The organism is Kitasatospora sp. NPDC090091, assembly GCF_044747365.1.
GTDB lineage: Bacteria > Actinomycetota > Actinomycetes > Streptomycetales > Streptomycetaceae > Kitasatospora.
The window spans coordinates 67,391-87,797 of the sequence record NZ_JBIVDY010000014.1; the positions used below are offsets into that span (position 1 = coordinate 67,391).

Here is a 20,407-nt window from a genome sequence, read left to right on the forward strand (position 1 = left end):
CGTAGGATGGACCGTCGGCTCACTCGTAGCGTGCTTCAGCACGCCCTCTTCCCCTCCGGGGGGCGGGGTGGACCCAGGTTCGCACGAGCGTTCCGCATACGGTAGCCGGTCCCGGAAGGTGGATCTCGCAGTTCATGGCTAAGAAGCAAGGCGCCATTGAGATCGAGGGCACCGTGATCGAGTCTCTTCCGAACGCGATGTTCAAGGTCGAGCTGCAGAACGGTCACAAGGTCCTCGCGCACATCAGTGGCAAGATGCGCATGCACTACATCCGCATCCTGCCGGACGACCGGGTCGTGGTGGAGCTCAGCCCCTACGACCTCACGCGCGGCCGGATCGTCTACCGCTACAAGTAAAGAACCACCGCCTGACGGCGGTGGCGTCAGATCTAGACCCGGAGAACCTGAGACATGAAGGTCAAGCCGAGCGTCAAGAAGATCTGCGACAAGTGCAAGGTGATCCGCCGTCACGGCCGGGTCATGGTGATCTGCGACAACCTGCGCCACAAGCAGCGCCAGGGCTGATCTCTCCCCAGCATTTCTCGTAGTACTTCGCGCGACGCGAAAACGTCATAAGCGGGCTGCCCGATCCCCCTCTCGCAGGGCGGACTGCCGCCCCCGGTCAGAGGCCGGGGCTCCCTCACCGTGAGGTGTCGGAGTAGGTAGCACGCAAGACCTCTGAAGAACCACAGGAGCCTTGAATGGCACGCCTCGCCGGCGTTGATCTCCCCCGTGAGAAGCGGATCGAGATCGCCCTCACCTACGTGTACGGCATCGGCCGTACCCGCGCCCAGCAGACCCTGGCCGAGACCGGCGTCAACCCGGATGTCCGCGTTCGCGACATCTCCGAGGACGACCTCGTCAAGCTGAGCCAGTACATCGACGCCAACTTCACGGTCGAGGGTGACCTCCGCCGCGAGGTGGCCGCCGACATCCGCCGCAAGGTCGAGATCGGCTGCTACGAGGGTCTGCGTCACCGCCGTGGCCTGCCGGTCCGCGGCCAGCGCACCCACACCAACGCGCGTACCCGCAAGGGCCCGCGTCGCGCGATCGCCGGTAAGAAGAAGCCGGGCAAGAAGTAGTCCGTCCCGTAACCGGACATCCCTCCGGCCCGCGGGTCAGCGGACCGACCACCTCAGTAGGAGAACAGACTTATGCCCCCCAAGGGTCGTCAGGCTGCCGGCGCGAAGAAGATCCGCCGCAAGGAAAAGAAGAACGTCGCTCACGGCCACGCGCACATCAAGAGCACGTTCAACAACACCATCGTTTCGATCACCGACCCGTCGGGCAACGTGATCTCCTGGGCCTCCGCCGGCCACGTCGGCTTCAAGGGCTCGCGCAAGTCCACCCCGTTCGCCGCGCAGATGGCCGCCGAGGCCGCTGCCCGTCGCGCGCAGGAGCACGGCATGCGCAAGGTTGACGTCTTCGTGAAGGGTCCGGGCTCCGGCCGCGAGACCGCGATCCGTTCGCTCCAGGCCACCGGCCTGGAGGTCGGCTCGATCCAGGACGTCACCCCCACCCCGCACAACGGCTGCCGTCCGCCGAAGCGCCGCCGCGTCTGACGCAGCGCCTTCGGGCACGCAGTCTCTGCTTTAAACCTCGTACGGGGTCCCGTTTCGTGCGGGACCCCGTACGCTGGTTCTGTTCGGCATCAAATAGTGGGTGCCGAAGATCACTGGAGGATCTGAAACATGCTGATCGCTCAGCGCCCCTCGCTGACCGAAGAGGTCGTCGACGAGTTCCGCTCGCGGTTCGTGATCGAGCCGCTGGAGCCGGGCTTCGGCTACACCCTCGGCAACTCCCTGCGCCGCACGCTGCTCTCCTCGATCCCGGGTGCCGCTGTCACCAGCATCCGCATCGACGGTGTCCTGCACGAGTTCACCACCGTGCCGGGCGTCAAGGAGGACGTGACCGACCTCATCCTCAACATCAAGCAGCTGGTCGTCTCCTCGGAGCACGACGAGCCGGTCGTGATGTACCTGCGCAAGCAGGGCCCGGGTGTGGTCACCGCCGCCGACATCGCGCCGCCGGCCGGTGTCGAGGTGCACAACCCCGAGCTCGTCCTCGCCACGCTGAACGGCAAGGGCAAGCTGGAGATGGAGCTGACCGTCGAGCGCGGTCGCGGCTACGTCTCCGCCGTGCAGAACAAGGCTTCCGGCCAGGAGATCGGCCGCATCCCGGTCGACTCGATCTACAGCCCCGTGCTGAAGGTCACCTACAAGGTCGAGGCCACCCGTGTCGAGCAGCGGACCGACTTCGACAAGCTGATCGTCGACGTCGAGACCAAGCCCGCCATGCGTCCGCGCGACGCCATGGCCTCGGCCGGCAAGACCCTGGTCGAGCTGTTCGGCCTCGCCCGCGAGCTGAACATCGACGCCGAGGGCATCGACATGGGCCCGTCCCCCACGGACGCCGCCCTGGCCGCCGACCTGGCGCTGCCGATCGAGGAGCTGGAGCTCACCGTTCGGTCCTACAACTGCCTCAAGCGCGAGGGCATCCACACCGTGGGTGAGCTCGTCGCCCGCTCCGAGGCCGACCTGCTCGACATCCGCAACTTCGGTGCGAAGTCGATCGACGAGGTCAAGGCGAAGCTGGCCGGCATGGGCCTGGCCCTCAAGGACAGCCCGCCCGGGTTCGACCCGACCGCCGCCGCCGACGCCTTCGGCGCCGACGACCTGGACGACGCGGGTTACGCGGAGACCGAGCAGTACTGAAAGACTTGACCGCGGGGGCGGTTCCCCGGAACCGCCCCCGTCGTCGTGAAAGTCGTGCGGGCACAGTGCCCGTACGCCCGCTGCGGTACCTGGTACGGCCGCAGTCGGAGATTCGAGGAGTAATTCCATGCCGCGTCCCACCAAGGGTGCCCGCCTCGGCGGCGGCCCGCACCACGAGCCGCTGCTGCTCGCCGGTCTGTGCCGGGAGCTGTTCCAGTACGGCCGCATCACCACGACCGAGGCCAAGGCCCGTCGGATGCGCCCGCTGGCGGAGAAGCTGATCACCAAGGCGAAGAAGGGCGACATCCACAACCGTCGCCTGGTGCGCAAGACCATCACCGACATCTCGGTGCTGCACACCCTCTTCACCGAGATCGCGCCGCGCTACGAGAACCGCCCGGGTGGCTACACCCGTATCACCAAGATCGGTCCCCGTCGTGGCGACAACGCCCCGATGGCCGTGATCGAGCTGGTCGAGGCGCTGACCGTCGCGCAGACCGCCGTCGGCGAGGCCGAGGCCGCCACCAAGCGTGCCGTCAAGGAGGCCGACGCCAAGGCGGAGGCCCCCAAGGCTGACGAGGCCAGCAAGGTCGAGGAGGCCCCCGAGGCCGCCGAGACCGAGGCCGCCGAGCAGGCCTGACACCAGTAGGTGTGTTGCGGGCCCGCTCTCCCATCCGTGGGGGAGCGGGCCCGTTCCTCGTCCCCGGGAGTGAAGAGCACGTGGTCAACGATTGCGCCGAGCAGCCGCCGGTGAAGGACGGTCCGGCGGACGGGTACGTCCGGGTCCGGCTGGACCTCGCCTACCACGGCGCCGAGTTCTCCGGCTGGGCCCGCCAGCGCGGCGGCCGCCGGACGGTGCAGGAGGAGATCGAGACCGCGCTGCAGATCGTCACCCGCAGCTCCGAGCTCTTCCCGCTCACCGTGGCCGGCCGCACCGACGCCGGGGTGCACGCCCGCGGCCAGGTCGCGCACGTGGACCTGCCCGCCGACCTCTGGGACGCGCACCGGGAGAAGCTGCTGCGCCGGCTGGCCGGGCGGCTGCCCGGGGACGTCCGGATCTACCGGCTCGCCGAGGCGCCGGCCGGCTTCGACGCCCGGTTCTCCGCGATCTGGCGCCGCTACGCCTACCGGGTCGCCGACCACCCCGGCGGCGTGGACCCGCTGCTGCGCGGTCACGTGCTCTGGCACGACCGGCCGCTGGACCTCGACCGGATGAACGCCGCGGCGGCGCTGCTCGTCGGCGAGCACGACTTCGCCGCGTACTGCAAGAAGCGCGAGGGGGCGACGACCATCCGCACCCTGCTGGAGCTGCACTGGGAGCGCGTCCCGGTGGACAGCTACGCCGCGCAGGAGGGCTCGCTGGCGGTCGCCACCGTGCGCGCCGACGCCTTCTGCCACAACATGGTCCGCGCCCTGGTCGGCGCGATGCTCCTGGTCGGCGACGGGCACCGGCCGGTGGAGTTCCCCGGCGAGGTGCTGGCCGGCGGGGTGCGCAACTCCGCGGTCAACGTGATCCGGCCGTACGGGCTGACGCTGGAGGAGGTCGGCTACCCGGCCGACGACCAGCTCGCCGAGCGCAGCCGGCTCGCCCGCCGGATCCGCACGCTGCCGGGGCAGCCGGCGCCGGCCGCCGGGTAATCCGTTTTGGTCCTGGGCGGACGATGGGGACAATCGTCCGCATGGGACACGTCGAGATTTCGCACCTGGAGTACTACCTGCCGGACGGGCGGGTGCTGTTCGACGACGCGTCCTTCCGGGTCGGCGAGGGCGCCGCGGTCGCCCTGGTGGGCGCCAACGGCGCCGGCAAGACCACGCTGCTGCGCATGATCGCGGGCGACCTCCAGCCGCACGGCGGCTCGGTGACGATCAGCGGCGGGCTCGGTGTGATGCGCCAGTTCGTCGGCACCACCGGCCGCGAGGACCAGAAGGAGACGCCGGGCGCGCTGCCCGCCGACGCCTCCGTCCGCGACCTGCTGGTTTCGGTCGCCCCCGAGCGGATCGCCGTCGCGGCCCGCGCGGTCGACGCCGCCGAGCTGGCGATGATCGCCCAGGACGACGACGAGAAGACGCAGATGGCGTACGCCCAGGCGCTCTCCGACTGGGCCGACGTCGGCGGCTACGACTACGAGACCGACTGGGACGTCTGCACCATGGCGGCCCTCGGGATGCCCTTCGAGAAGGCTCAGTGGCGCGGGCTGAACACCCTCTCCGGCGGTGAGCAGAAGCGGCTGGTGCTGGAGGCGCTGCTGCGCGGCCCCGAAGAGGTGCTGCTGCTGGACGAGCCGGACAACTACCTCGACGTGCCGGGCAAGCGCTGGCTGGAGGAGGCGATCCGGTCCACCTCGAAGACGGTGCTGTACATCTCGCACGACCGCGAGCTGCTCTCCCGGACCGCCGAGAAGATCATCAGCGTGGAGGCCGGTGCGGCCGGCTCCACCGTCTGGGTGCACGGCGGCGGCTTCGACTCCTTCCACGACGCCCGCAAGGACCGCTTCGCCCGCTTCGAGGAGCTCGGCCGGCGCTGGGACGAGGAGCACGCCAAGCTCAAGAAGCTGGTCGTCACGCTGCGCCAGGCCGCCTCGGTCAGCCATGCGCTCGCCACCCGCTACGCGGCCGCCCAGACCAGGCTGAAGAAGTTCGAGGAGGCCGGCCGCCCGGAGGAGCCCCCGCGCGAGCAGACCATCACCATGCGCCTCAAGGGCGGCCGGACCGGCGTGCGCGCCTTCACCATGGAGCAGCTGGAGCTCACCGGTCTGATGAAGCCGTTCGACCTGGAGGTCTTCTACGGCGAGCGGGTCGCCGTGCTGGGCTCCAACGGCTCCGGCAAGTCGCACTTCCTGCGGCTGCTCGCCGGCGACGGGACGGTCGCGCACACCGGCAGCTGGAAGCTCGGCGCCCGGGTGGTGCCCGGTCACTTCCGGCAGACCCACGCCCACCCGGAGCTGTTCGGCCGGACGGTCCGCTCGATCGTCGAGGAGGAGCACGCGCTCAGCCGCGGCGCCGCGATGGGCGTGCTGCGCCGGTACGAGCTGGACCGCCAGGAGGAGCAGAAGTTCGAGTCGCTGTCCGGCGGACAGCAGGCCCGGCTGATGATCCTCAAGCTCGAACTCTCCGGTGTGACGGCCCTGTTGCTGGACGAGCCGACCGACAACCTGGACCTGGAGAGCGCCGAGGCGCTGCAGGCCGGTCTGGAGGCCTTCGAGGGCACGGTGCTCTGCGTCACGCACGACCGCTGGTTCGCCAAGACCTTCGACCGCTTCCTGGTCTTCGGCGCGGACGGCCGGGTCTACGAGTCGCCCGAGCCGGTCTGGGACGTCACCCGGGTCGAGCGCGAGCGCTGACGGGGCCCGGACTCCCGCTCCCGGCGCCGCCGTTGGCCCTGCTCACGGCGGCGGTCGGGCGGGTCGGAGCCGGGGGATTTTGACCCACCCCGGCGCGCCCGGTAATCTGGGTGCTTGTTGTGCGTATTGGCTCGCTCTATCTCACGTGAGAGGTCGGTACGCCGGAGATACCAGGTCGACTACCCAGCGGCCCCCCTTGAATTGCGTCCAAGGCGGCCAGGCTGATGCCCTCGACCAGGTGCTCCTGTCAGGACTCACTCACTGAAAAGCGAAGGCTACGACCGTGCGTACGTACAGCCCCAAGCCCGGCGACGTCCAGCGTCAGTGGCACGTCATCGACGCGACCGACGTCGTGCTCGGCCGCCTGGCCTCCCAGGCCGCCAACCTCCTCCGGGGCAAGCACAAGGCGATCTACGCGCCGCACGTTGACACTGGTGACTTCGTCATCATCATCAACGCGGACAAGGTGCACCTGTCGGGTAACAAGAAGACCCAGAAGATGGCCTACCGCCACAGCGGCTTCCCGGGCGGTCTCCGCTCGGTCCGCTACGACGACCTCCTGGACAAGAACCCGGAGAAGGCCGTCGAGAAGGCCATCAAGGGCATGATCCCCAAGAACAGCCTGGGCCGCCAGATGCTCTCCAAGCTGAAGGTCTACTCGGGCGACCAGCACCCGCACGCTGCCCAGCAGCCGGTGCCGTTCGAGATCACCCAGGTCGCGCAGTAATTCCGGCCACCAAGCCCCCCATCACTGAAAAGAGCTGAGGAACACCGTGGCCGAGACCACTGAAACCCTTGAGGTCGACTTCGACGAGAACGTCGAGGGCGAGTACACCTCCGAGGAGAGCTACACCTCCGAGTCGCTGGCCGGCCGCTTCGGCGAGGCCACCCCGGGCGCCGGCCTCGGCCGTCGCAAGGAGGCGATCGCCCGCGTGCGCATCGTCCCCGGCACCGGCCAGTGGAAGATCAACGGTCGCACCCTGGAGAGCTACTTCCCCAACAAGGTGCACCAGCAGACCGTCAACGAGCCCTTCAAGCTGCTGGAGCTCGACGGTCGCTACGACGTCGTCGCCCGCATCTCGGGTGGCGGCGTGTCCGGCCAGGCCTACGCGCTGCGCCTCGGCGTCGCCCGTGCCCTGAACGAGGCCGACGTGGACAACAACCGCGGCGCCCTCAAGAAGGCCGGCTTCCTGACCCGTGACTCCCGCGCCGTCGAGCGCAAGAAGGCCGGTCTGAAGAAGGCCCGCAAGGCGCCGCAGTACAGCAAGCGCTAGTCGCGCCCGAGGGGTGTGTACCGCCCTGGTGGTGCACACCCCCGGTTGCGCTCTCACGCCCCGGAGTACCCCGTGTACTCCGGGGCGTCGTGCTCCCCGGCCATTGTGCGGTGGCCGGGGATTCGATCGGATTTGAAGCTGGACGACTGCCAGCAGCGGCGATGGAGGACGGGACAGTGGGACGACTCTTCGGTACGGACGGCGTACGCGGTGTGGCCAACGTGGGGCTGACGGCCGAGCTGGCGCTCGGACTGTCGGTCGCGGCGGCGCACGTCCTCGGCGAGGCGGGGGCCTTCGACGGCCACCGGCCGGTCGCGGTCGTCGGCCGCGACCCCCGGGCCTCGGGCGAGTTCCTGGAGGCCGCGGTCATCGCGGGCCTGGCCAGCGCGGGCGTGGACGTACTGCGGGTCGGCGTGCTGCCCACCCCGGCGGTGGCCTACCTGACCGGCGCCCTCGGCGCCGACTTCGGCGTGATGCTCTCCGCCAGCCACAACGCGATGCCGGACAACGGCATCAAGTTCCTCGCCCGCGGCGGCCACAAGCTGGACGACCGGATCGAGGACGCCATCGAGGCGCACTACCGGACGTACTCCGTCGGCAGCGACGAGTGGAAGCGCCCGACCGGCGCCGCCGTCGGCCGGGTGCGCGAGTACACCGAGGGCTTCGACAAGTACGTCGCCCACCTGATCGGCGTGCTGCCCAACCGCCTGGACGGCATCCGGGTCGTCATCGACGGCGCCCACGGCGCGGCCGCCTACGTCGCCCCCGAGGCCTTCGCCCGGGCCGGCGCCGAGGTCGTCCACACCCTGGGGGCGGAGCCCACCGGCCTCAACATCAACGACGGCGTCGGCTCCACCCACCTCGACCGGCTGCGCACCGCGATGAAGGAGTACCGGGCCGACCTCGGCATCGCGCTCGACGGCGACGCCGACCGCTGCCTGGCCGCCGACGCGGACGGCAACGAGGTCGACGGCGACCAGATCATCGCGATCCTGGCCGTCGCGATGAAGGAGGCCGGCACCCTGCGACGCAACACCGCCGTCGCCACCGTGATGTCCAACCTGGGCTTCAAGCTGGCCATGGAGCGCGAGGGCATCGACCTGGTGGAGACCGCGGTCGGCGACCGCTACGTGCTGGAGGCGATGAAGGAGCACGGCTTCGCGCTGGGCGGCGAGCAGTCCGGCCACGTGATCCTGCTGGACCACGCCACCACCGGCGACGGCACCCTCACCGGCCTGATGCTGGGCGCGCGGCTGGCCGCCACCAAGCAGCCGCTGGCCGACCTGGCCGCCGTGATGACCCGGCTGCCGCAGGTGCTGATCAACGTCAAGGGCGTCGACAAGAGCCGGGTGAAGACCAGCACCGAGCTGGCCGCCGCGGTCGCCGCGGCGGAGGCCGAGCTGGGCGCCACCGGCCGGGTGCTGCTGCGCCCCTCCGGCACCGAGCCGCTGGTCCGGGTGATGGTCGAGGCCGCCGACGAGGTGCAGGCCAAGGCCGTCGCCGACCGGCTGGCCGAGGCGGTCCGGACCCACCTGGGCTGACCTGGCCTCATCCGGACTGTTCGTCAGCAGGCCCCCGCCGTACGCAACGGCGGGGGCCTGCGGCGTCAGAGCTTGCGCAGCAGTGCGCGACGGACCTTGTGGTCCTGGCCCTTCTGCAGGATCAGCGTGGCGCGGCCGCGGGTGGGCAGCACGTTCTCCAGCAGGTTGGGCTTGTTGATGGTGCGCCAGACCTGGCGGCCGTACTCCATCGCCTCCTCCTCCGGCACCTCGGTGAAGCGGCGGAAGTAGGAGTTCGGGTCCTGGAAGGCGGTCTGCCGCAGCTTGCGGAACCGGTCCAGGTACCAGTTCTCGATGTCGTCGGTACGGGCGTCGACGTAGATCGAGAAGTCGAAGTAGTCGGCGACCGCGAGGCGGGTCCGGCCGTCGGTGCCCGGCAGGGCCGGCTGGAGCACGTTCAGCCCCTCGACGATCAGGATGTCCGGGCGCTCCACGGTGAGCTTCTCGTCCGGCACGATGTCGTACACCAGGTGGGAGTAGACCGGGGCGGTGACCTTCTCCTTCCCGGCCTTCACGTCGGCGACGAAGCGCATCAGCGCGCGCCGGTCGTACGACTCGGGGAAGCCCTTGCGGGCCATCAGGCCGCGCCGGCGCAGCTCGGCGTTGGGCAGCAGGAACCCGTCGGTGGTGACCAGCTCGACCCGGGGGTGCTCGGGCCAGCGGGCGAGCAGCGCCTGCAGCAGGCGTGCGGTGGTGGACTTTCCGACGGCGACGGAGCCGGCCACGCCGATGATGAACGGCGTGCGGGTCCGCTCGGTGTCCGGGGTGTCCAGGAACGTGCCCAGCGCGCCGCGCAGTTCGTGCGTGGCATGGATGTAGAGGTTGAGCAGCCGGGACAGCGGCAGGTAGACGTCCCGGACCTCGTCCAGGTCGAGGGCGGTGCCCAGGCCGCGCAGCCGTTCCACCTCCTCCGCGGTGAGCGGCAGCGGCGTACGCTCGCGCAGTGCGCTCCACTCGGCCCGGCTGAGGTCCACGTAGGGGGACGGCGACGGGCCGGGCGTGGCGGCGCCCCGCGTACAGAGTTCGGTCAGCACATGCTCCATTGTGGGCCGTAGCGGCGTTCACGGTGGCTGTGGTGTCGGTCACGCGCTGTGGGCGAACGGTGAGAAACGGGCATCCTGAGCGCCCTTATGCTGGCACGCATGTGCGGAATTGTTGGATACGTGGGCGCGCAGCCCGCCCTTGATGTAGTAATCGCCGGCCTGCAGCGCCTTGAGTACCGGGGCTACGACTCGGCCGGTGTCGCGGTGCAGGTGCAGGGCTCCGACGGGCAGTGGAGCCTGGCCACCGACAAGCGGGCCGGAAAGCTCGCCAACCTGGAGAAGTCGCTCGCCGAGACCCCTCTTCCCGGCGGCACCACCGGTATCGGCCACACCCGCTGGGCCACCCACGGCGGTCCGACCGACGCGAACGCCCACCCCCACCTGGACGACGCCGCCCGCGTCGCGGTGGTCCACAACGGCATCATCGAGAACTTCGCCCAGCTGCGGGCGGAGCTGGCCGAGCGCGGCCACACGCTGCGCTCCGAGACCGACACCGAGGTCGTCGCGCACCTGCTGGGCGAGGTGTACGAGGGCGACCTGGCCGAGGCCATGCGGACGGTCTGCCGCCGCCTGGACGGCGCCTTCACCCTGGTCGCCGTGCACGCCGACGCCCCGGACGTGGTGGTCGGCGCCCGCCGCAACTCGCCGCTGGTCGTCGGGCGCGGCGAGGGCGAGAACTTCCTCGCCTCGGACGTGGCCGCGTTCATCGCCCACACCCGTGAGGCGATCGAGCTGGGCCAGGACCAGGTCGTCGAGCTGCGCCGGGACGGCGTCACGGTGACCAACTTCGACGGCACCCCGGCCGACGTGCGCGAGTACCACGTCGACTGGGACGCCTCGGCCGCCGAGAAGGGCGGCTACGACTACTTCATGCTCAAGGAGATCGCCGAGCAGCCGAAGGCCGTTGCCGACACCCTCCTCGGCCGGATCGGCACCGACGGCCGGCTGACCCTGGACGAGCTGCGGATCTCCGACGCCGACCTGCGCTCGGTCGACAAGGTCGTCATCGTCGCCTGCGGCACCGCCTTCCACGCGGGCATGATCGCCAAGTACGCGATCGAGCACTGGACCCGCATCCCCTGCGAGGTCGAGGTGGCCTCGGAGTTCCGCTACCGCGACCCGATCATGGGCCCGGGCACGCTGGTCATCGCGATCTCGCAGTCCGGCGAGACCATGGACACCCTGATGGCGCTGCGCCACGCGCGCGAGCAGGGTGCCAAGGTGCTGGCGATCTGCAACACCAACGGCTCCACCATCCCGCGCGAGTCGGACGCCGTGCTGTACACGCACGCCGGCCCCGAGGTCGCCGTCGCCTCGACCAAGGCGTTCCTGACCCAGCTGGTTGCCTGCTACCTGGTCGCGCTGTACCTGGGCCAGGTGCGCGGCACCAAGTGGGGCGACGAGATCTTCACCATCATCCGCGAGCTCGGCGACGCGCCGAAGCAGGTGGAGCAGGTGCTGGAGACCATGGAGCCGGTGCGCGAGCTGGCCCGCTCCCTGGCGGACGCCCGCTCGGTGCTGTTCCTGGGCCGCCACGTCGGCTTCCCGGTGGCGCTGGAGGGTGCGCTCAAGCTGAAGGAGCTGGCGTACATGCACGCCGAGGGCTTCGCGGCGGGCGAGCTGAAGCACGGGCCGATCGCGCTGATCGAGGAGGGGCTGCCGGTCGTGGTGGTCGTGCCCTCGCCGCGCGGGCGGTCGATCCTGCACGACAAGATCGTCTCCAACATCCAGGAGATCCGGGCCCGTGGCGCCCGCACGATCGTCATCGCGGAGGAGGGCGACGAGGCGGTCGTCCCGTACGCGGACCACCTGATCCGCATCCCGGCGACGCCGACCCTGCTGCAGCCGCTGGTCTCCACCGTGCCGCTGCAGGTCTTCGCCTGCGAGCTGGCCACGGCCAAGGGCCACGAGGTCGACCAGCCGCGCAACCTGGCGAAGTCGGTCACCGTCGAGTAGCCGACCCCGCTCGTTCCCCGGTGCCCCCGCGGTGGCTGCGTCCTACCGCGGGGGCACCGTGCTGTCCGGGGGCGGGCGGGCGGGCGGAACGGCCGCGGTCGGGCCGGGCGGCGGGCCGTGCCACGTGTCGCGCGGCCGCGCTGCGGGCGTAGCGTCGGCGGTAGTCGTCGCCGAGGGGTTAGGGCTTCCGCATGCGCAACGCTCACCGTGTCGAACAGGTCCGGGCCGCCGAGGCCGAACTGATGGCCCGGCTGCCGGAGGGGGTGCTGATGCAGCGGGCGGCCGCCGGCCTCGCCGCGACCTGCGCGCGGCTGCTGACCCGCCGTCGCGGCCGGGTGTACGGCAGCCGGGTGGTGGTGCTCGCCGGCAGCGGGGACAACGGGGGCGACGCGCTGTACGCCGGCGCGGCGCTGGCCCGGCGCGGGGCCCGGGTGTCGGCGGTGCTGCTCGCACCGGAGCGGGCCCACACCGGGGGCCTCGCGGCCCTGCGGGCGGCCCACGGGCGCGTGGTCCTGGACCAGGAAGTCGGCCTGGCCGACTTCTCGCGCGCGGACCTGGTGCTGGACGGCATCGTCGGCATCGGCGGCCGGGGCGGGCTGCGGGCCGGGGCCGCCCCGTACGCGCGGGCGGCGCGGCGCGGGCCGGTGGTGGCCGTCGACGTGCCGAGCGGCGTGGACGCGGACACCGGCGAGGTCGCCGGCGTGGCGCTGCGGGCGGACGTCACCGTCTGCTTCGGGACGTACAAGCCGGGGCTGCTGATCGACCCGGGTGCCGCGTACGCGGGCGCGGTGCAACTGGTGGGGATCGGGCTGGACCTGCCGCCGGCCGACGTGTCGGCGCTGCAGCACCCCTCGGCGGCGGAGCTGCTGCCGGAACCCGGGGCGGAGAGCGACAAGTACCGGCGCGGCGTCGTCGGGGTGGCGGCCGGCTCGGCGACGTACCCGGGGGCGGCGCTGCTCGCGGTCGCGGGGGCGCTGCACGGCGGCGCGGGCGCGGTCCGGTACGTCGGGACCGCGGCCGAGGAGGTGGTGCGGCGGTTCCCGGAGACGCTGGTCACCGAGGGCGGGCCGGCCGGCGCCGGGCGGGTCCAGGCCTGGGTGGTCGGCCCGGGTGGCGGCGAAGGGGCCCGGCAGGCGCTCGCCGAGGCGCTGGCGAGCGACGTGCCGGTGCTGGTGGACGCGGACGGTCTGACCGAGCTGGGGCGGCTCGGCCCGGGCGCGCTCGCCGGGCGGACGGCGCCCACCCTGCTCACCCCGCACACCGGCGAGGCGGCCCGGCTGCTGGCCGGGGCGGACGGCGGGGCGCCGCCGCCCGCCGACGAACTGGCCGCGGCCCGGCTGGCCACCGCGCGGCGGCTCGCGGCCGCGTACCGGGCGACGGTGCTGCTGAAGGGGTCCACGACGGTGGTCGCCGACCCGGGCGGCGCGGCCCGGGTCAACCCGTCCGGCACCTCGTGGCTGGCCACGGCCGGCAGCGGGGACGTGCTGGCAGGCCTGGCCGGCTCCCTGCTCGCGGCCGGCCTCCCCGTCCTGGACGCCGCGTCGGTGGCCGCCTACCTCCACGGCCTCGCGGGCCGGCACGCCGCCGGCACCCCGGGCGCCCCGATCACGGCCCTCCAGGTGGCCGCCGCCCTGCCGGCCGTCTGGCGCCAGGTGCGCGCCCCGGCGACCGCGGTGACCGCGGAGTCGATGGAGTCCGCAGAGTCCGTGGACGAATAGACCCGACCGGTCCAGCGGCTCCCGCGGGTCGGGGGCGGGCTTTCGCCGCTGCTGCGCGGGAAGTCGGAAGGGCCGACTTCCCGCGCGCCGGAGCGGGTGGAACCGGGTCTGCTTCGTGGGCGTCCGGTAGGGCGGGGAGGGGTGTGGGGGACGCCGCGCCGAAGGGTCGTTCGGCGAGGACTCTGGCACGTCTGGGAGACTGACCCTGATGACAACTGCGAAGACGACCGGCACGGCCACCCTCACCGACGGCGAACGGGCCGAGGCGACCATCGATCTGGCCGCCCTGCGCGGCAACCTCGACGCACTGCGCGAGCGCGTCGGCAGCGCCACGGTGATGGCCACAGTCAAGGCTGACGCCTATGGCCACGGCGCGGTCAGGTGTGCCCGCGAGGCGGTCGCCGCAGGCATCGGCTGGCTCGGCACGGCGCTTCCGCAGGAGGCGCTCGCCCTGCGCGCCGCCGGCATCCGCCCCGACCAGGCCCGCATCCTCTGCTGGCTCTGGACGCCCGGCGGCCCCTGGCGCGAGGCGCTGCTCGCCGACATCGACATCTCGGTCAGCGGCCGGTGGGCGCTGGACGAGCTGCTGGCCGCCGTCCGCGCGACCGGCATCCCGGCCCGGGTGCACCTGAAGGCCGACACCGGCCTCGGCCGCAACGGCTGCCAGCCGCACGACTGGCCCGAGCTGGTCGCCGCCGCGCGCCGGGCCGAGGCCGAGGGCCTGCTCACGGTGGTCGGCATCTGGTCGCACTTCGCCGCCGCCGACGAGCCCGGCCACCCGTCCATCCAGGCCCAGCTGGACGCCTACCGCGACGCGCTCGCCCACGCCGAGGCCGCCGGGCTGCGCCCCGAGGTCCGGCACCTGGCCAACTCGCCGGCCACCCTGCTGCTCCCGCACTCGCACTACGACCTGGTCCGCACCGGCCTGGCGATGTACGGGCTCTCGCCCGTCCCGGAGGTCGGCTCGCCGGCCGACTTCGGCCTGCGCCCGGTGATGGCGCTGACCGCCCGCCTCGCGCTGGTGAAGAGCGTCCCCGGCGGGCACGGCGTGAGCTACGGCCACCACTACACGACGCCGGGCCCGACCACTCTCGGCCTCGTCCCGGTCGGCTACGGCGACGGCATCCCGCGGCACGCCAGCAACACCGGCCCGGTGCAGATCGGCGGCAAGTGGCGCACGGTGGCCGGCCGGGTGGCGATGGACCAGTTCGTCGTCGACCTCGGCGGGGACACCCCGGCGATCGGCGAGGAGGTGCTGCTCTTCGGCAACGGCGCGCAGGGCGAGCCGACCGCCGAGGACTGGGGCCGCGCCTGCGGCACGATCGCGTACGAGATCGTGACCCGGATCGGCGCCCGGGTGCCGCGCCGCTACGTCGGCGGGATCGCCGAGGAGCCCACCGCGGCCAGTGCGGCCGACTTCCTGGTGGAGGGTGCCGCCGTCCAGGGCCTGCTCGCATGAGCGAGGAGCCCGGCTCCGGCCCGGTGGGTCCGGTGACGTCGGTGGCCAAGGCCGTGGGCGGGGCGTCCGGGGTGAGCCGGGCGGGCCTGATCGGCATATCGGTCGGCGTGGTCGCGGCCGGCGCGGCCGCCGGCGTGGCGATCGAGCGGCTGACGGTCCACCGGGCGACGAGGCGCCGGGCCCGCGCCGAGCTGGACGCCAACGCCCCGTACGGCTCGCTGCGCGGCAGCCCGCAGACGGTGACCGCCGCCGACGGCACCGAGCTCTACGTCGAGCTGGACGGCACCGGCCGGGACGAGCCCGTCGACGGCGACCGGCCGCCGCTCACCGTCGTCTTCTGCCACGGCTACTGCCTCAACCAGGACAGCTGGCACTTCCAGCGGGCCGCCCTGCGCGAGGGCATGCGGCTGGTCTTCTGGGACCAGCGCAGCCACGGCCGCTCCGAGCGCTCCCGCTCGTACCTGGCCGGCGAGCCCGCGAGCATCGACCAGCTGGGCGGGGACCTCAAGGCCGTGATCGACGCGGTCGCGCCGACCGGGCCGCTCGTCCTGGTCGGCCACTCGATGGGCGGCATGACGGTGATGGCCCTCGCCGACCAGCACCCGGAGCTGTTCCGGGAGCGGGTTGCCGGGGTCGCGCTGGTCGGCACCATGGCCGGGAACTGGGAGGCCGTCACCCTCGGTCTGCCGTCGGCCGGCGCCAAGCTGTTCAAGAAGGTCGCGCCCGGTGTGGTGAAGCTGCTCGGCCGGCAGGTCGAGCTGGTGGAGGCGACGCGGCGGCTGGGGGCGGACGTGAGCGCCGTCTTCTACCGGAAGTTCTCGTTCGGGGGGAAGGACGTCGACCCGGGCGTCGTCAGGTTCGCCGAGCAGCTGCTCGACGCCACCCCGATCGACGTGGTGGCCGAGTTCTACCCGGTCTTCGGGGCGCACGAGAAGACCGAGGCGCTGGCCGCCCTGCGCGGCATCCCCACCCTGGTGCTGGCCGGCACCAAGGACCTGCTGACCCCGCCCGGCCACAGCGAGACGATGGCCCGGCACCTGCCCGGCGCCGAGCTGCTGCTGATCGAGGAGGCCGGGCACCTGGTGATGCTGGAGCGGCCCGACATCGTCGACCGGCGCCTGGCCGCACTGCTCAAGCAGGCGGTCGACCACGGCCGGACGGCCCCGCTGCCGCCCTCGGTGTCCGAACTGGCCTGAGCGCGCGCCGGTCCGGACGCGACCGGCCCGAACACGTGACTCGACGCCCGGTGGCCCGGGCCCTCGTCATGAGGGCCCGGGCCACCGGTCTCTGCTGTGCGGGCGCTGTGCGGCGCGGCGGGCGGCCGTGCCGGGCGACGGCGAGGCGTCAGGCGCTCGCGTTGCCCTTGCGACGGCGCAGCACGAACAGCGTGCCGGCGCCGGCGGTCAGGACGGCGCCGCCGGCCAGCGCGATGGCGGTGGTGTCGTCGCCGCCACCGGTGGTCGCCAGGTTGGCGCCGCCGGACGGGCGCTTGGCGGCCTTCGCCTTCGCCTTGGCCACCGTGTCGGCGGACGGCTTCGGCGCCTTGGCCACGGCCGGGGCGATGTGCGCGGCCGGGACGACCTTGCTGCCGGAGGCGGTCGCCGCCGGCGTGGCGGCGGTCGCCGCGGAGGTGGCGGGCGCGGGCTTGGCGGAGCCGGTGGTGGCGCCCGCGGTGGCGGAGGCGCTCGGGCTCGCCGAGGCCGAGGCCGAGGCCGACGCAGAGGCGGAAGCCGTCGCCGTCGCGGAAGCGGTGGCCGTTGCGGAAGCGGTGGCCGTTGCGGAAGCCGACGCCGAAGCGGTGGCAGTTGCGGAAGCGGAAGCCGACGCGGAGGCCGACGGAGACGCCGTGGCCGTCGCGGTGGGCTTGGCCGTCGCGGACGGCGAGGCCGTCCCGCCGTTGGGCGAGGTGATGGTGAACCAGACCGGCTCGCTCGCGGTGGTGACCGGCAGCGGCTCGGCCGACTCCAGGTCGAAGGAGGTGGTGACGAACTGCAGGCCCGCGGTGTCCGGGACGGCCTCGCCGGTCAGGGAGAACCGGACCTGGATGTCCAGGGTCTCGCCGGCGGGCAGGAAGAGGTAGGCCTCGTCCGCCTCGACGCCGTCCTGCATCGGGCCGAGCAGGGCGAACGGGTAGGGCTGGTCCTCCGGCGTGACGTAGGAGGCGTCGCGCCAGACCTTGGTGTCCACGTCCTGGTACTGGAGCTTCTGGCGCTTGGCGGTCAGCGGCGAGTGGTCCGCGCCGGTGCTGATGAACGGCAGCAGGACGAGGTCGCGGCCGACGGTGTTCTCGACCTCGACCGTGAAGGTCGCGGCGGCGCCGCCGGCGACGATCTGGGCGGGGAGGTTCTTGACCGCGAGGCGCGGGTGGACGCCGTCCTTGGCGTCGGCGGCGGAGGCGGCGACGCCGGTGCTCTGCGGGGCGGCGAGCGCGGCGGGGGCGGCGGCGATGACGGAGGCGGACGCCAGGGCGGCGACCGCGGAAATCGCGAGACCGCGACGGAGCTTCATGGAGAGCGTGACCTCATCGGGTCGGCCGGGCCGTCGGGAGGCCCGGGTGCAGGAGTTCGGACCGGTACGAAGCAAGGCCTCGCGCCGGTCCGGAACGGGGAACAGAAGCAGGACGCTATAGGCAACCTGGGAATCACCTGGGAGCAGGGTGGGATGTCGATCATGAGGAGCGGGTGTCAAATCGGGGCACTCCGGGACGGACCGGGTGCGGAGCGCGGTCGGGCGGGGATGTGGCACCGTAGCGGGGGCGCCCGGTGGTCGGTGCGCCGCCGTCCGGACCGAAGGGCTTGATTCGCGCATGGGCTCGCACGCCACTCTCACCGTCGCCACCCCCGAGCGGATGGGCCGGCTCGGCCGGGAGCTGGCCGCGCTGCTGCGGCCGGGGGACCTCGTGCTGCTCTCCGGCGAGCTGGGAGCGGGGAAGACGACGCTGACCCGCGGGCTGGGGGAGGGGCTGCAGGTGCGCGGCGCCGTCACCTCGCCGACCTTCGTGATCGCCCGGGTGCACCCGTCGCTGGTCGGCGGCCCGGCGCTGGTCCACGTGGACGCGTACCGACTCGGCGGCAACCTGGACGAGATGGAGGACCTCGACCTGGACGTCTCGCTGCCGGAGTCGGTGGTGGTGGTCGAGTGGGGCGAGGGCAAGGTCGAGCGGCTGTCCGAGGACCGGCTGGAGGTCCGGATCGAGCGGGCCCTCGGTGACACGGCGAACGGGGACGACCACGACCCGCGCCGGGTGGTGCTGACCGGGCTCGGGTCGCGCTGGGACGGGGTCGAACTGGACGCGCTGGCCTGAGCGGGCCGCCCGCCCGCCGGTGGGGCCGGTCGGCCGGCCTCTCCCGTTCGGATCGGCCGGCCGGCCGTGGCGGGCTCTTGCCGACAAGCTGTCGGCAAAGTGTTGCGGGCGGGGGACCGGGCGTGATGGGATGGGTGCTGCGGTTAGGTCTGCCTAACTAGGGAGGCGCCATGTCGAGCACCACCCCCGCCCCGGAGCGCGCGCCGCGCGGTGCCGGGGCCGGAGAGCCCGCCCGCAGCGTTCCGGGCGGGTCGATGCGAGCCCTGCTGGCCGCGTGCGCGGCCGCGGAGGCGGTCTCCACCCCGCCGGAGCGCCGGGAGGGCGCGGAGCGGTCCGAGGCTGGCGCCGAAGCCCCGGCGGCGGAGACCAGGCACGCTGCCTGAAGCCGGGGGAAGTCCGACGCTCGTCCCGGACGGTGACGGGCGGGTCCTCACCCGGGCCCTGCCGCGCCCGCTCAGGCGATCACGACCACCTTGGTGCCGTTCGGGGCGAAGTCCCAGATCAGCTGGCCGTCCGTCCGGCCGCTGCGGATGCCGCCGGTCTTGGCCTTCGGATCGGCGGTCGGCGTGGCTCCGTCCACGGCCGCGCTGAAGCCGAACACCACACCGTTCTGCTGGGCGAACCGCACCACGTGCTCGATCTGCCGGCCGTCGGTGCCCGTGGTGATCGGGGTGCGGCTGTAGACCGGGTAGCTGCCCGGGTTCGGCTCCACCGAGCCCGGGGTGACCGAGAAGGCGGCGACCACCTGCGGGTTCTTCTTCGGGTCGACCAGCCAGACGTGGTGGCTGCCGACCGAGTAGACGACCCGCAGCCCGGTGCCCGAGGTGGCGGGCAGCGCCGGGACGGTCGGGGTGGCCGAGGCGGTCGGGGTGGCCGTGGCCGCCGGTCCGCTCGTCGAGGCGGTGACGCTCGCCGTCGGCTGGCTGCCACCCGCGCGTTCCTGGGCGCCGTTGGCCTGGAAGGCCAGCAGGCTCACCACCACCAGGGCCCCCAGGGTCAGCCCCGTGACCACCACTCCAGGACCCATCTTCGCCACGTGTGCTCCCACCGCCGTCCCAAAACCCGTCGGCCTTATCGTGCCAGGTCCGCGTGCTCGGACCCGCACCACGTAGGACGTGTGTTCCGGAGCCGTACGCCCGGCCGATCCGGCGGGCCGGCGGTGGCCTGCGGCGCTGACCTGCGGCGCTCCTGCGACGGATCGCCGGCCGGGGGCCGCCCGCCGGGGCGGCCGAGGACCGGCAACCGCCCGCCGCGCCGACCGGTCTAACCTTGACCCGTGCTGCTGCTCGCGTTCGACACCGCTACCCCCGCCGTCACCGCGGCCGTCCACGACGGGACGACCGTCCTCGCCGAGACCGACCAGGTCGACGCCAGACGCCACGGCGAACTGCTCCTGCCCGCCATCGACCGGGTGCTGCGGGCGGCCGGTGTCGACAAGCACCGGCTGACCGGCATCGCCGTCGGCGTCGGCCCGGGCCCCTACACCGGCCTCCGGGTCGGCCTGGTCACCGCCGCCGCGCTCGGCCACGCGCTCGACCTGCCCGTGCACGGCGTCTGCACCCTGGACGCGATCGCGCACCAGGCCCGCACCGAGGGGCTCACCGGCCCGTTCACGGTGGCCACCGACGCGCGCCGCAAGGAGGTCTACTGGGCCTCGTACGACGCCGACGGCCGCCGTACCGAGGGCCCGGGTGTGGACCGCCCGGCCGAGCTGTCGCCGCACCCGCGCGCGGTCGGCGCGGGCGCGCTGCTCTACCCGGAGACGTTCCCCGGTGCGCACGGACCCGAGCACGTCTCGGCCGGGGCGCTGGCGGCCTTCGCCGCCGCCGAGCTGGCCGCCGGGCGGGAGCTGCTGCCCAACGCGCCGCTGTACCTGCGCCGCCCGGACGCCCAGGTGCCCGCCGGCTACAAGGCGGTGCTCCCGGCGTGAGCGCCCCAGGCGTGAGCGCGCCCGGAGCCGGCACCCCCGGGCCCGCCGGGCCCGCCGCCGGCACGGTGACCGCGGCCGAGACCCGCACCGCCGGGGCGGCGACCCTCCGG

General features: G+C 72.9%; 21 protein-coding genes. 18 read left to right on the top strand and 3 right to left on the bottom strand.

Annotation, left to right across the window (positions count from 1 at the left end; translation table 11 throughout):
- Positions 1–134: 134 nt before the first annotated feature.
- The 11 genes from infA to glmM all read left to right on the top strand — a co-directional run bounded on the left by infA (position 135) and on the right by glmM (position 8,869).
- Positions 135–356, top strand: a complete 222-nt coding sequence (gene infA, locus ACIPSC_RS24285) for a translation initiation factor IF-1 (protein WP_003956442.1) — start codon at positions 135–137, stop codon at positions 354–356.
- A gap of 54 nt (positions 357–410) precedes the next feature.
- Positions 411–524: a 50S ribosomal protein L36 gene (gene rpmJ, locus ACIPSC_RS24290; RefSeq protein ID WP_003956441.1), complete on the top strand. Its 114-nt coding sequence runs from the start codon at positions 411–413 to the stop codon at positions 522–524.
- Between the two features lie 176 nt (positions 525–700).
- Positions 701–1,081: a 30S ribosomal protein S13 gene (rpsM, locus tag ACIPSC_RS24295; RefSeq protein ID WP_313764182.1), complete on the top strand. Its 381-nt coding sequence runs from the start codon at positions 701–703 to the stop codon at positions 1,079–1,081.
- Positions 1,082–1,153: 72 nt separating this feature from the next.
- Positions 1,154–1,561 (top strand): 30S ribosomal protein S11, encoded by a 408-nt coding sequence (gene rpsK, locus ACIPSC_RS24300; RefSeq protein ID WP_014136257.1) that lies wholly within the window; start codon positions 1,154–1,156, stop codon positions 1,559–1,561.
- 129 nt (positions 1,562–1,690) lie between these two features.
- Positions 1,691–2,713, top strand: a complete 1,023-nt coding sequence (locus ACIPSC_RS24305) for a DNA-directed RNA polymerase subunit alpha (RefSeq protein ID WP_030055844.1) — start codon at positions 1,691–1,693, stop codon at positions 2,711–2,713.
- Between the two features lie 127 nt (positions 2,714–2,840).
- On the top strand, positions 2,841–3,353 hold the full coding sequence (rplQ, locus tag ACIPSC_RS24310) for a 50S ribosomal protein L17 (protein WP_400828174.1): 513 nt from the start codon (positions 2,841–2,843) through the stop codon (positions 3,351–3,353).
- Between the two features lie 80 nt (positions 3,354–3,433).
- Entirely contained in the window at positions 3,434–4,351 is a 918-nt protein-coding gene (gene truA / locus ACIPSC_RS24315) for a tRNA pseudouridine(38-40) synthase TruA (protein WP_400828175.1), read from the top strand.
- A 41-nt stretch (positions 4,352–4,392) separates the two neighbouring features.
- Positions 4,393–6,054, top strand: a complete 1,662-nt coding sequence (locus tag ACIPSC_RS24320) for an ABC-F family ATP-binding cassette domain-containing protein (RefSeq protein WP_400828176.1) — start codon at positions 4,393–4,395, stop codon at positions 6,052–6,054.
- Positions 6,055–6,337: 283 nt separating this feature from the next.
- The gene (rplM, locus tag ACIPSC_RS24325) at positions 6,338–6,781 is read left to right on the top strand and encodes a 50S ribosomal protein L13 (RefSeq protein WP_030263432.1); all 444 of its coding nucleotides are present in this window, start codon (positions 6,338–6,340) and stop codon (positions 6,779–6,781) included.
- Positions 6,782–6,827: 46 nt separating this feature from the next.
- On the top strand, positions 6,828–7,328 hold the full coding sequence (rpsI, locus tag ACIPSC_RS24330) for a 30S ribosomal protein S9 (RefSeq protein ID WP_395295795.1): 501 nt from the start codon (positions 6,828–6,830) through the stop codon (positions 7,326–7,328).
- 176 nt (positions 7,329–7,504) lie between these two features.
- Complete coding sequence (gene glmM / locus ACIPSC_RS24335) at positions 7,505–8,869, top strand: phosphoglucosamine mutase (RefSeq protein WP_400828177.1); 1,365 nt, start codon at positions 7,505–7,507, stop codon at positions 8,867–8,869.
- Positions 8,870–8,934: 65 nt separating this feature from the next.
- Here the strand turns inward: glmM and coaA are convergent, their stop codons facing one another.
- On the bottom strand, positions 8,935–9,930 hold the full coding sequence (gene coaA, locus ACIPSC_RS24340) for a type I pantothenate kinase (RefSeq protein ID WP_400828178.1): 996 nt from the start codon (positions 9,928–9,930) through the stop codon (positions 8,935–8,937).
- Positions 9,931–10,029: 99 nt separating this feature from the next.
- Between coaA and glmS the strand changes: the two genes are divergently transcribed.
- From glmS to ACIPSC_RS24360, 4 genes are all read left to right on the top strand, one after another.
- Entirely contained in the window at positions 10,030–11,886 is a 1,857-nt protein-coding gene (gene glmS, locus ACIPSC_RS24345) for a glutamine--fructose-6-phosphate transaminase (isomerizing) (RefSeq protein ID WP_313764174.1), read from the top strand.
- 191 nt (positions 11,887–12,077) lie between these two features.
- Positions 12,078–13,604, top strand: coding sequence for an NAD(P)H-hydrate dehydratase (locus ACIPSC_RS24350; protein ID WP_400828179.1), 1,527 nt, complete (start codon positions 12,078–12,080; stop codon positions 13,602–13,604).
- A gap of 208 nt (positions 13,605–13,812) precedes the next feature.
- A complete protein-coding gene (gene alr, locus ACIPSC_RS24355; RefSeq protein ID WP_400828180.1) occupies positions 13,813–15,063 on the top strand; it encodes an alanine racemase in 1,251 nt (416 codons plus the stop codon).
- Positions 15,060–16,259, top strand: a complete 1,200-nt coding sequence (locus ACIPSC_RS24360; RefSeq protein ID WP_400828181.1) for an alpha/beta fold hydrolase — start codon at positions 15,060–15,062, stop codon at positions 16,257–16,259. The genes alr and ACIPSC_RS24360 overlap by 4 nt, the downstream gene beginning before the upstream one ends.
- Positions 16,260–16,407: 148 nt before the next feature.
- Here ACIPSC_RS24360 and ACIPSC_RS24365 read toward each other — a convergent pair whose 3' ends face one another.
- Positions 16,408–17,571 (bottom strand): LPXTG cell wall anchor domain-containing protein, encoded by a 1,164-nt coding sequence (locus tag ACIPSC_RS24365; protein ID WP_400828182.1) that lies wholly within the window; start codon positions 17,569–17,571, stop codon positions 16,408–16,410.
- Between the two features lie 298 nt (positions 17,572–17,869).
- Here ACIPSC_RS24365 and tsaE point away from each other — a divergent pair, with 298 nt between their 5' ends.
- The gene (gene tsaE / locus ACIPSC_RS24370; RefSeq protein WP_400828183.1) at positions 17,870–18,367 is read left to right on the top strand and encodes a tRNA (adenosine(37)-N6)-threonylcarbamoyltransferase complex ATPase subunit type 1 TsaE; all 498 of its coding nucleotides are present in this window, start codon (positions 17,870–17,872) and stop codon (positions 18,365–18,367) included.
- Positions 18,368–18,537: 170 nt separating this feature from the next.
- Positions 18,538–18,750: a hypothetical protein gene (locus ACIPSC_RS24375; protein WP_400828184.1), complete on the top strand. Its 213-nt coding sequence runs from the start codon at positions 18,538–18,540 to the stop codon at positions 18,748–18,750.
- A 71-nt stretch (positions 18,751–18,821) separates the two neighbouring features.
- Here the strand turns inward: ACIPSC_RS24375 and ACIPSC_RS24380 are convergent, their stop codons facing one another.
- Entirely contained in the window at positions 18,822–19,394 is a 573-nt protein-coding gene (locus ACIPSC_RS24380; RefSeq protein ID WP_400828304.1) for a hypothetical protein, read from the bottom strand.
- A gap of 249 nt (positions 19,395–19,643) precedes the next feature.
- Here ACIPSC_RS24380 and tsaB point away from each other — a divergent pair, with 249 nt between their 5' ends.
- Entirely contained in the window at positions 19,644–20,297 is a 654-nt protein-coding gene (tsaB, locus tag ACIPSC_RS24385) for a tRNA (adenosine(37)-N6)-threonylcarbamoyltransferase complex dimerization subunit type 1 TsaB (RefSeq protein ID WP_400828185.1), read from the top strand.
- Positions 20,298–20,407: the final 110 nt, after the last annotated feature.

What these genes read in the sequence shown, in the direction of transcription:
- infA (WP_003956442.1), top strand. Translation starts at nt 135, where the DNA reads ATGGCTAAGAAGCAAGGCGCCATTGAGATCGAGGGCACCGTGATCGAG.
- rpmJ (WP_003956441.1), top strand. Translation starts at nt 411, where the DNA reads ATGAAGGTCAAGCCGAGCGTCAAGAAGATCTGCGACAAGTGCAAGGTG.
- rpsM (WP_313764182.1), top strand. Translation starts at nt 701, where the DNA reads ATGGCACGCCTCGCCGGCGTTGATCTCCCCCGTGAGAAGCGGATCGAG.
- rpsK (WP_014136257.1), top strand. Translation starts at nt 1,154, where the DNA reads ATGCCCCCCAAGGGTCGTCAGGCTGCCGGCGCGAAGAAGATCCGCCGC.
- ACIPSC_RS24305 (WP_030055844.1), top strand. Translation starts at nt 1,691, where the DNA reads ATGCTGATCGCTCAGCGCCCCTCGCTGACCGAAGAGGTCGTCGACGAG.
- rplQ (WP_400828174.1), top strand. Translation starts at nt 2,841, where the DNA reads ATGCCGCGTCCCACCAAGGGTGCCCGCCTCGGCGGCGGCCCGCACCAC.
- ACIPSC_RS24320 (WP_400828176.1), top strand. Translation starts at nt 4,393, where the DNA reads ATGGGACACGTCGAGATTTCGCACCTGGAGTACTACCTGCCGGACGGG.
- coaA (WP_400828178.1), bottom strand. Translation starts at nt 9,930, where the DNA reads ATGGAGCATGTGCTGACCGAACTCTGTACGCGGGGCGCCGCCACGCCC.
- glmS (WP_313764174.1), top strand. Translation starts at nt 10,030, where the DNA reads ATGTGCGGAATTGTTGGATACGTGGGCGCGCAGCCCGCCCTTGATGTA.
- ACIPSC_RS24350 (WP_400828179.1), top strand. Translation starts at nt 12,078, where the DNA reads ATGCGCAACGCTCACCGTGTCGAACAGGTCCGGGCCGCCGAGGCCGAA.
- alr (WP_400828180.1), top strand. Translation starts at nt 13,813, where the DNA reads ATGACAACTGCGAAGACGACCGGCACGGCCACCCTCACCGACGGCGAA.
- ACIPSC_RS24360 (WP_400828181.1), top strand. Translation starts at nt 15,060, where the DNA reads ATGAGCGAGGAGCCCGGCTCCGGCCCGGTGGGTCCGGTGACGTCGGTG.
- ACIPSC_RS24365 (WP_400828182.1), bottom strand. Translation starts at nt 17,571, where the DNA reads ATGAAGCTCCGTCGCGGTCTCGCGATTTCCGCGGTCGCCGCCCTGGCG.
- tsaE (WP_400828183.1), top strand. Translation starts at nt 17,870, where the DNA reads ATGGGCTCGCACGCCACTCTCACCGTCGCCACCCCCGAGCGGATGGGC.
- ACIPSC_RS24375 (WP_400828184.1), top strand. Translation starts at nt 18,538, where the DNA reads ATGTCGAGCACCACCCCCGCCCCGGAGCGCGCGCCGCGCGGTGCCGGG.
- ACIPSC_RS24380 (WP_400828304.1), bottom strand. Translation starts at nt 19,394, where the DNA reads ATGGGTCCTGGAGTGGTGGTCACGGGGCTGACCCTGGGGGCCCTGGTG.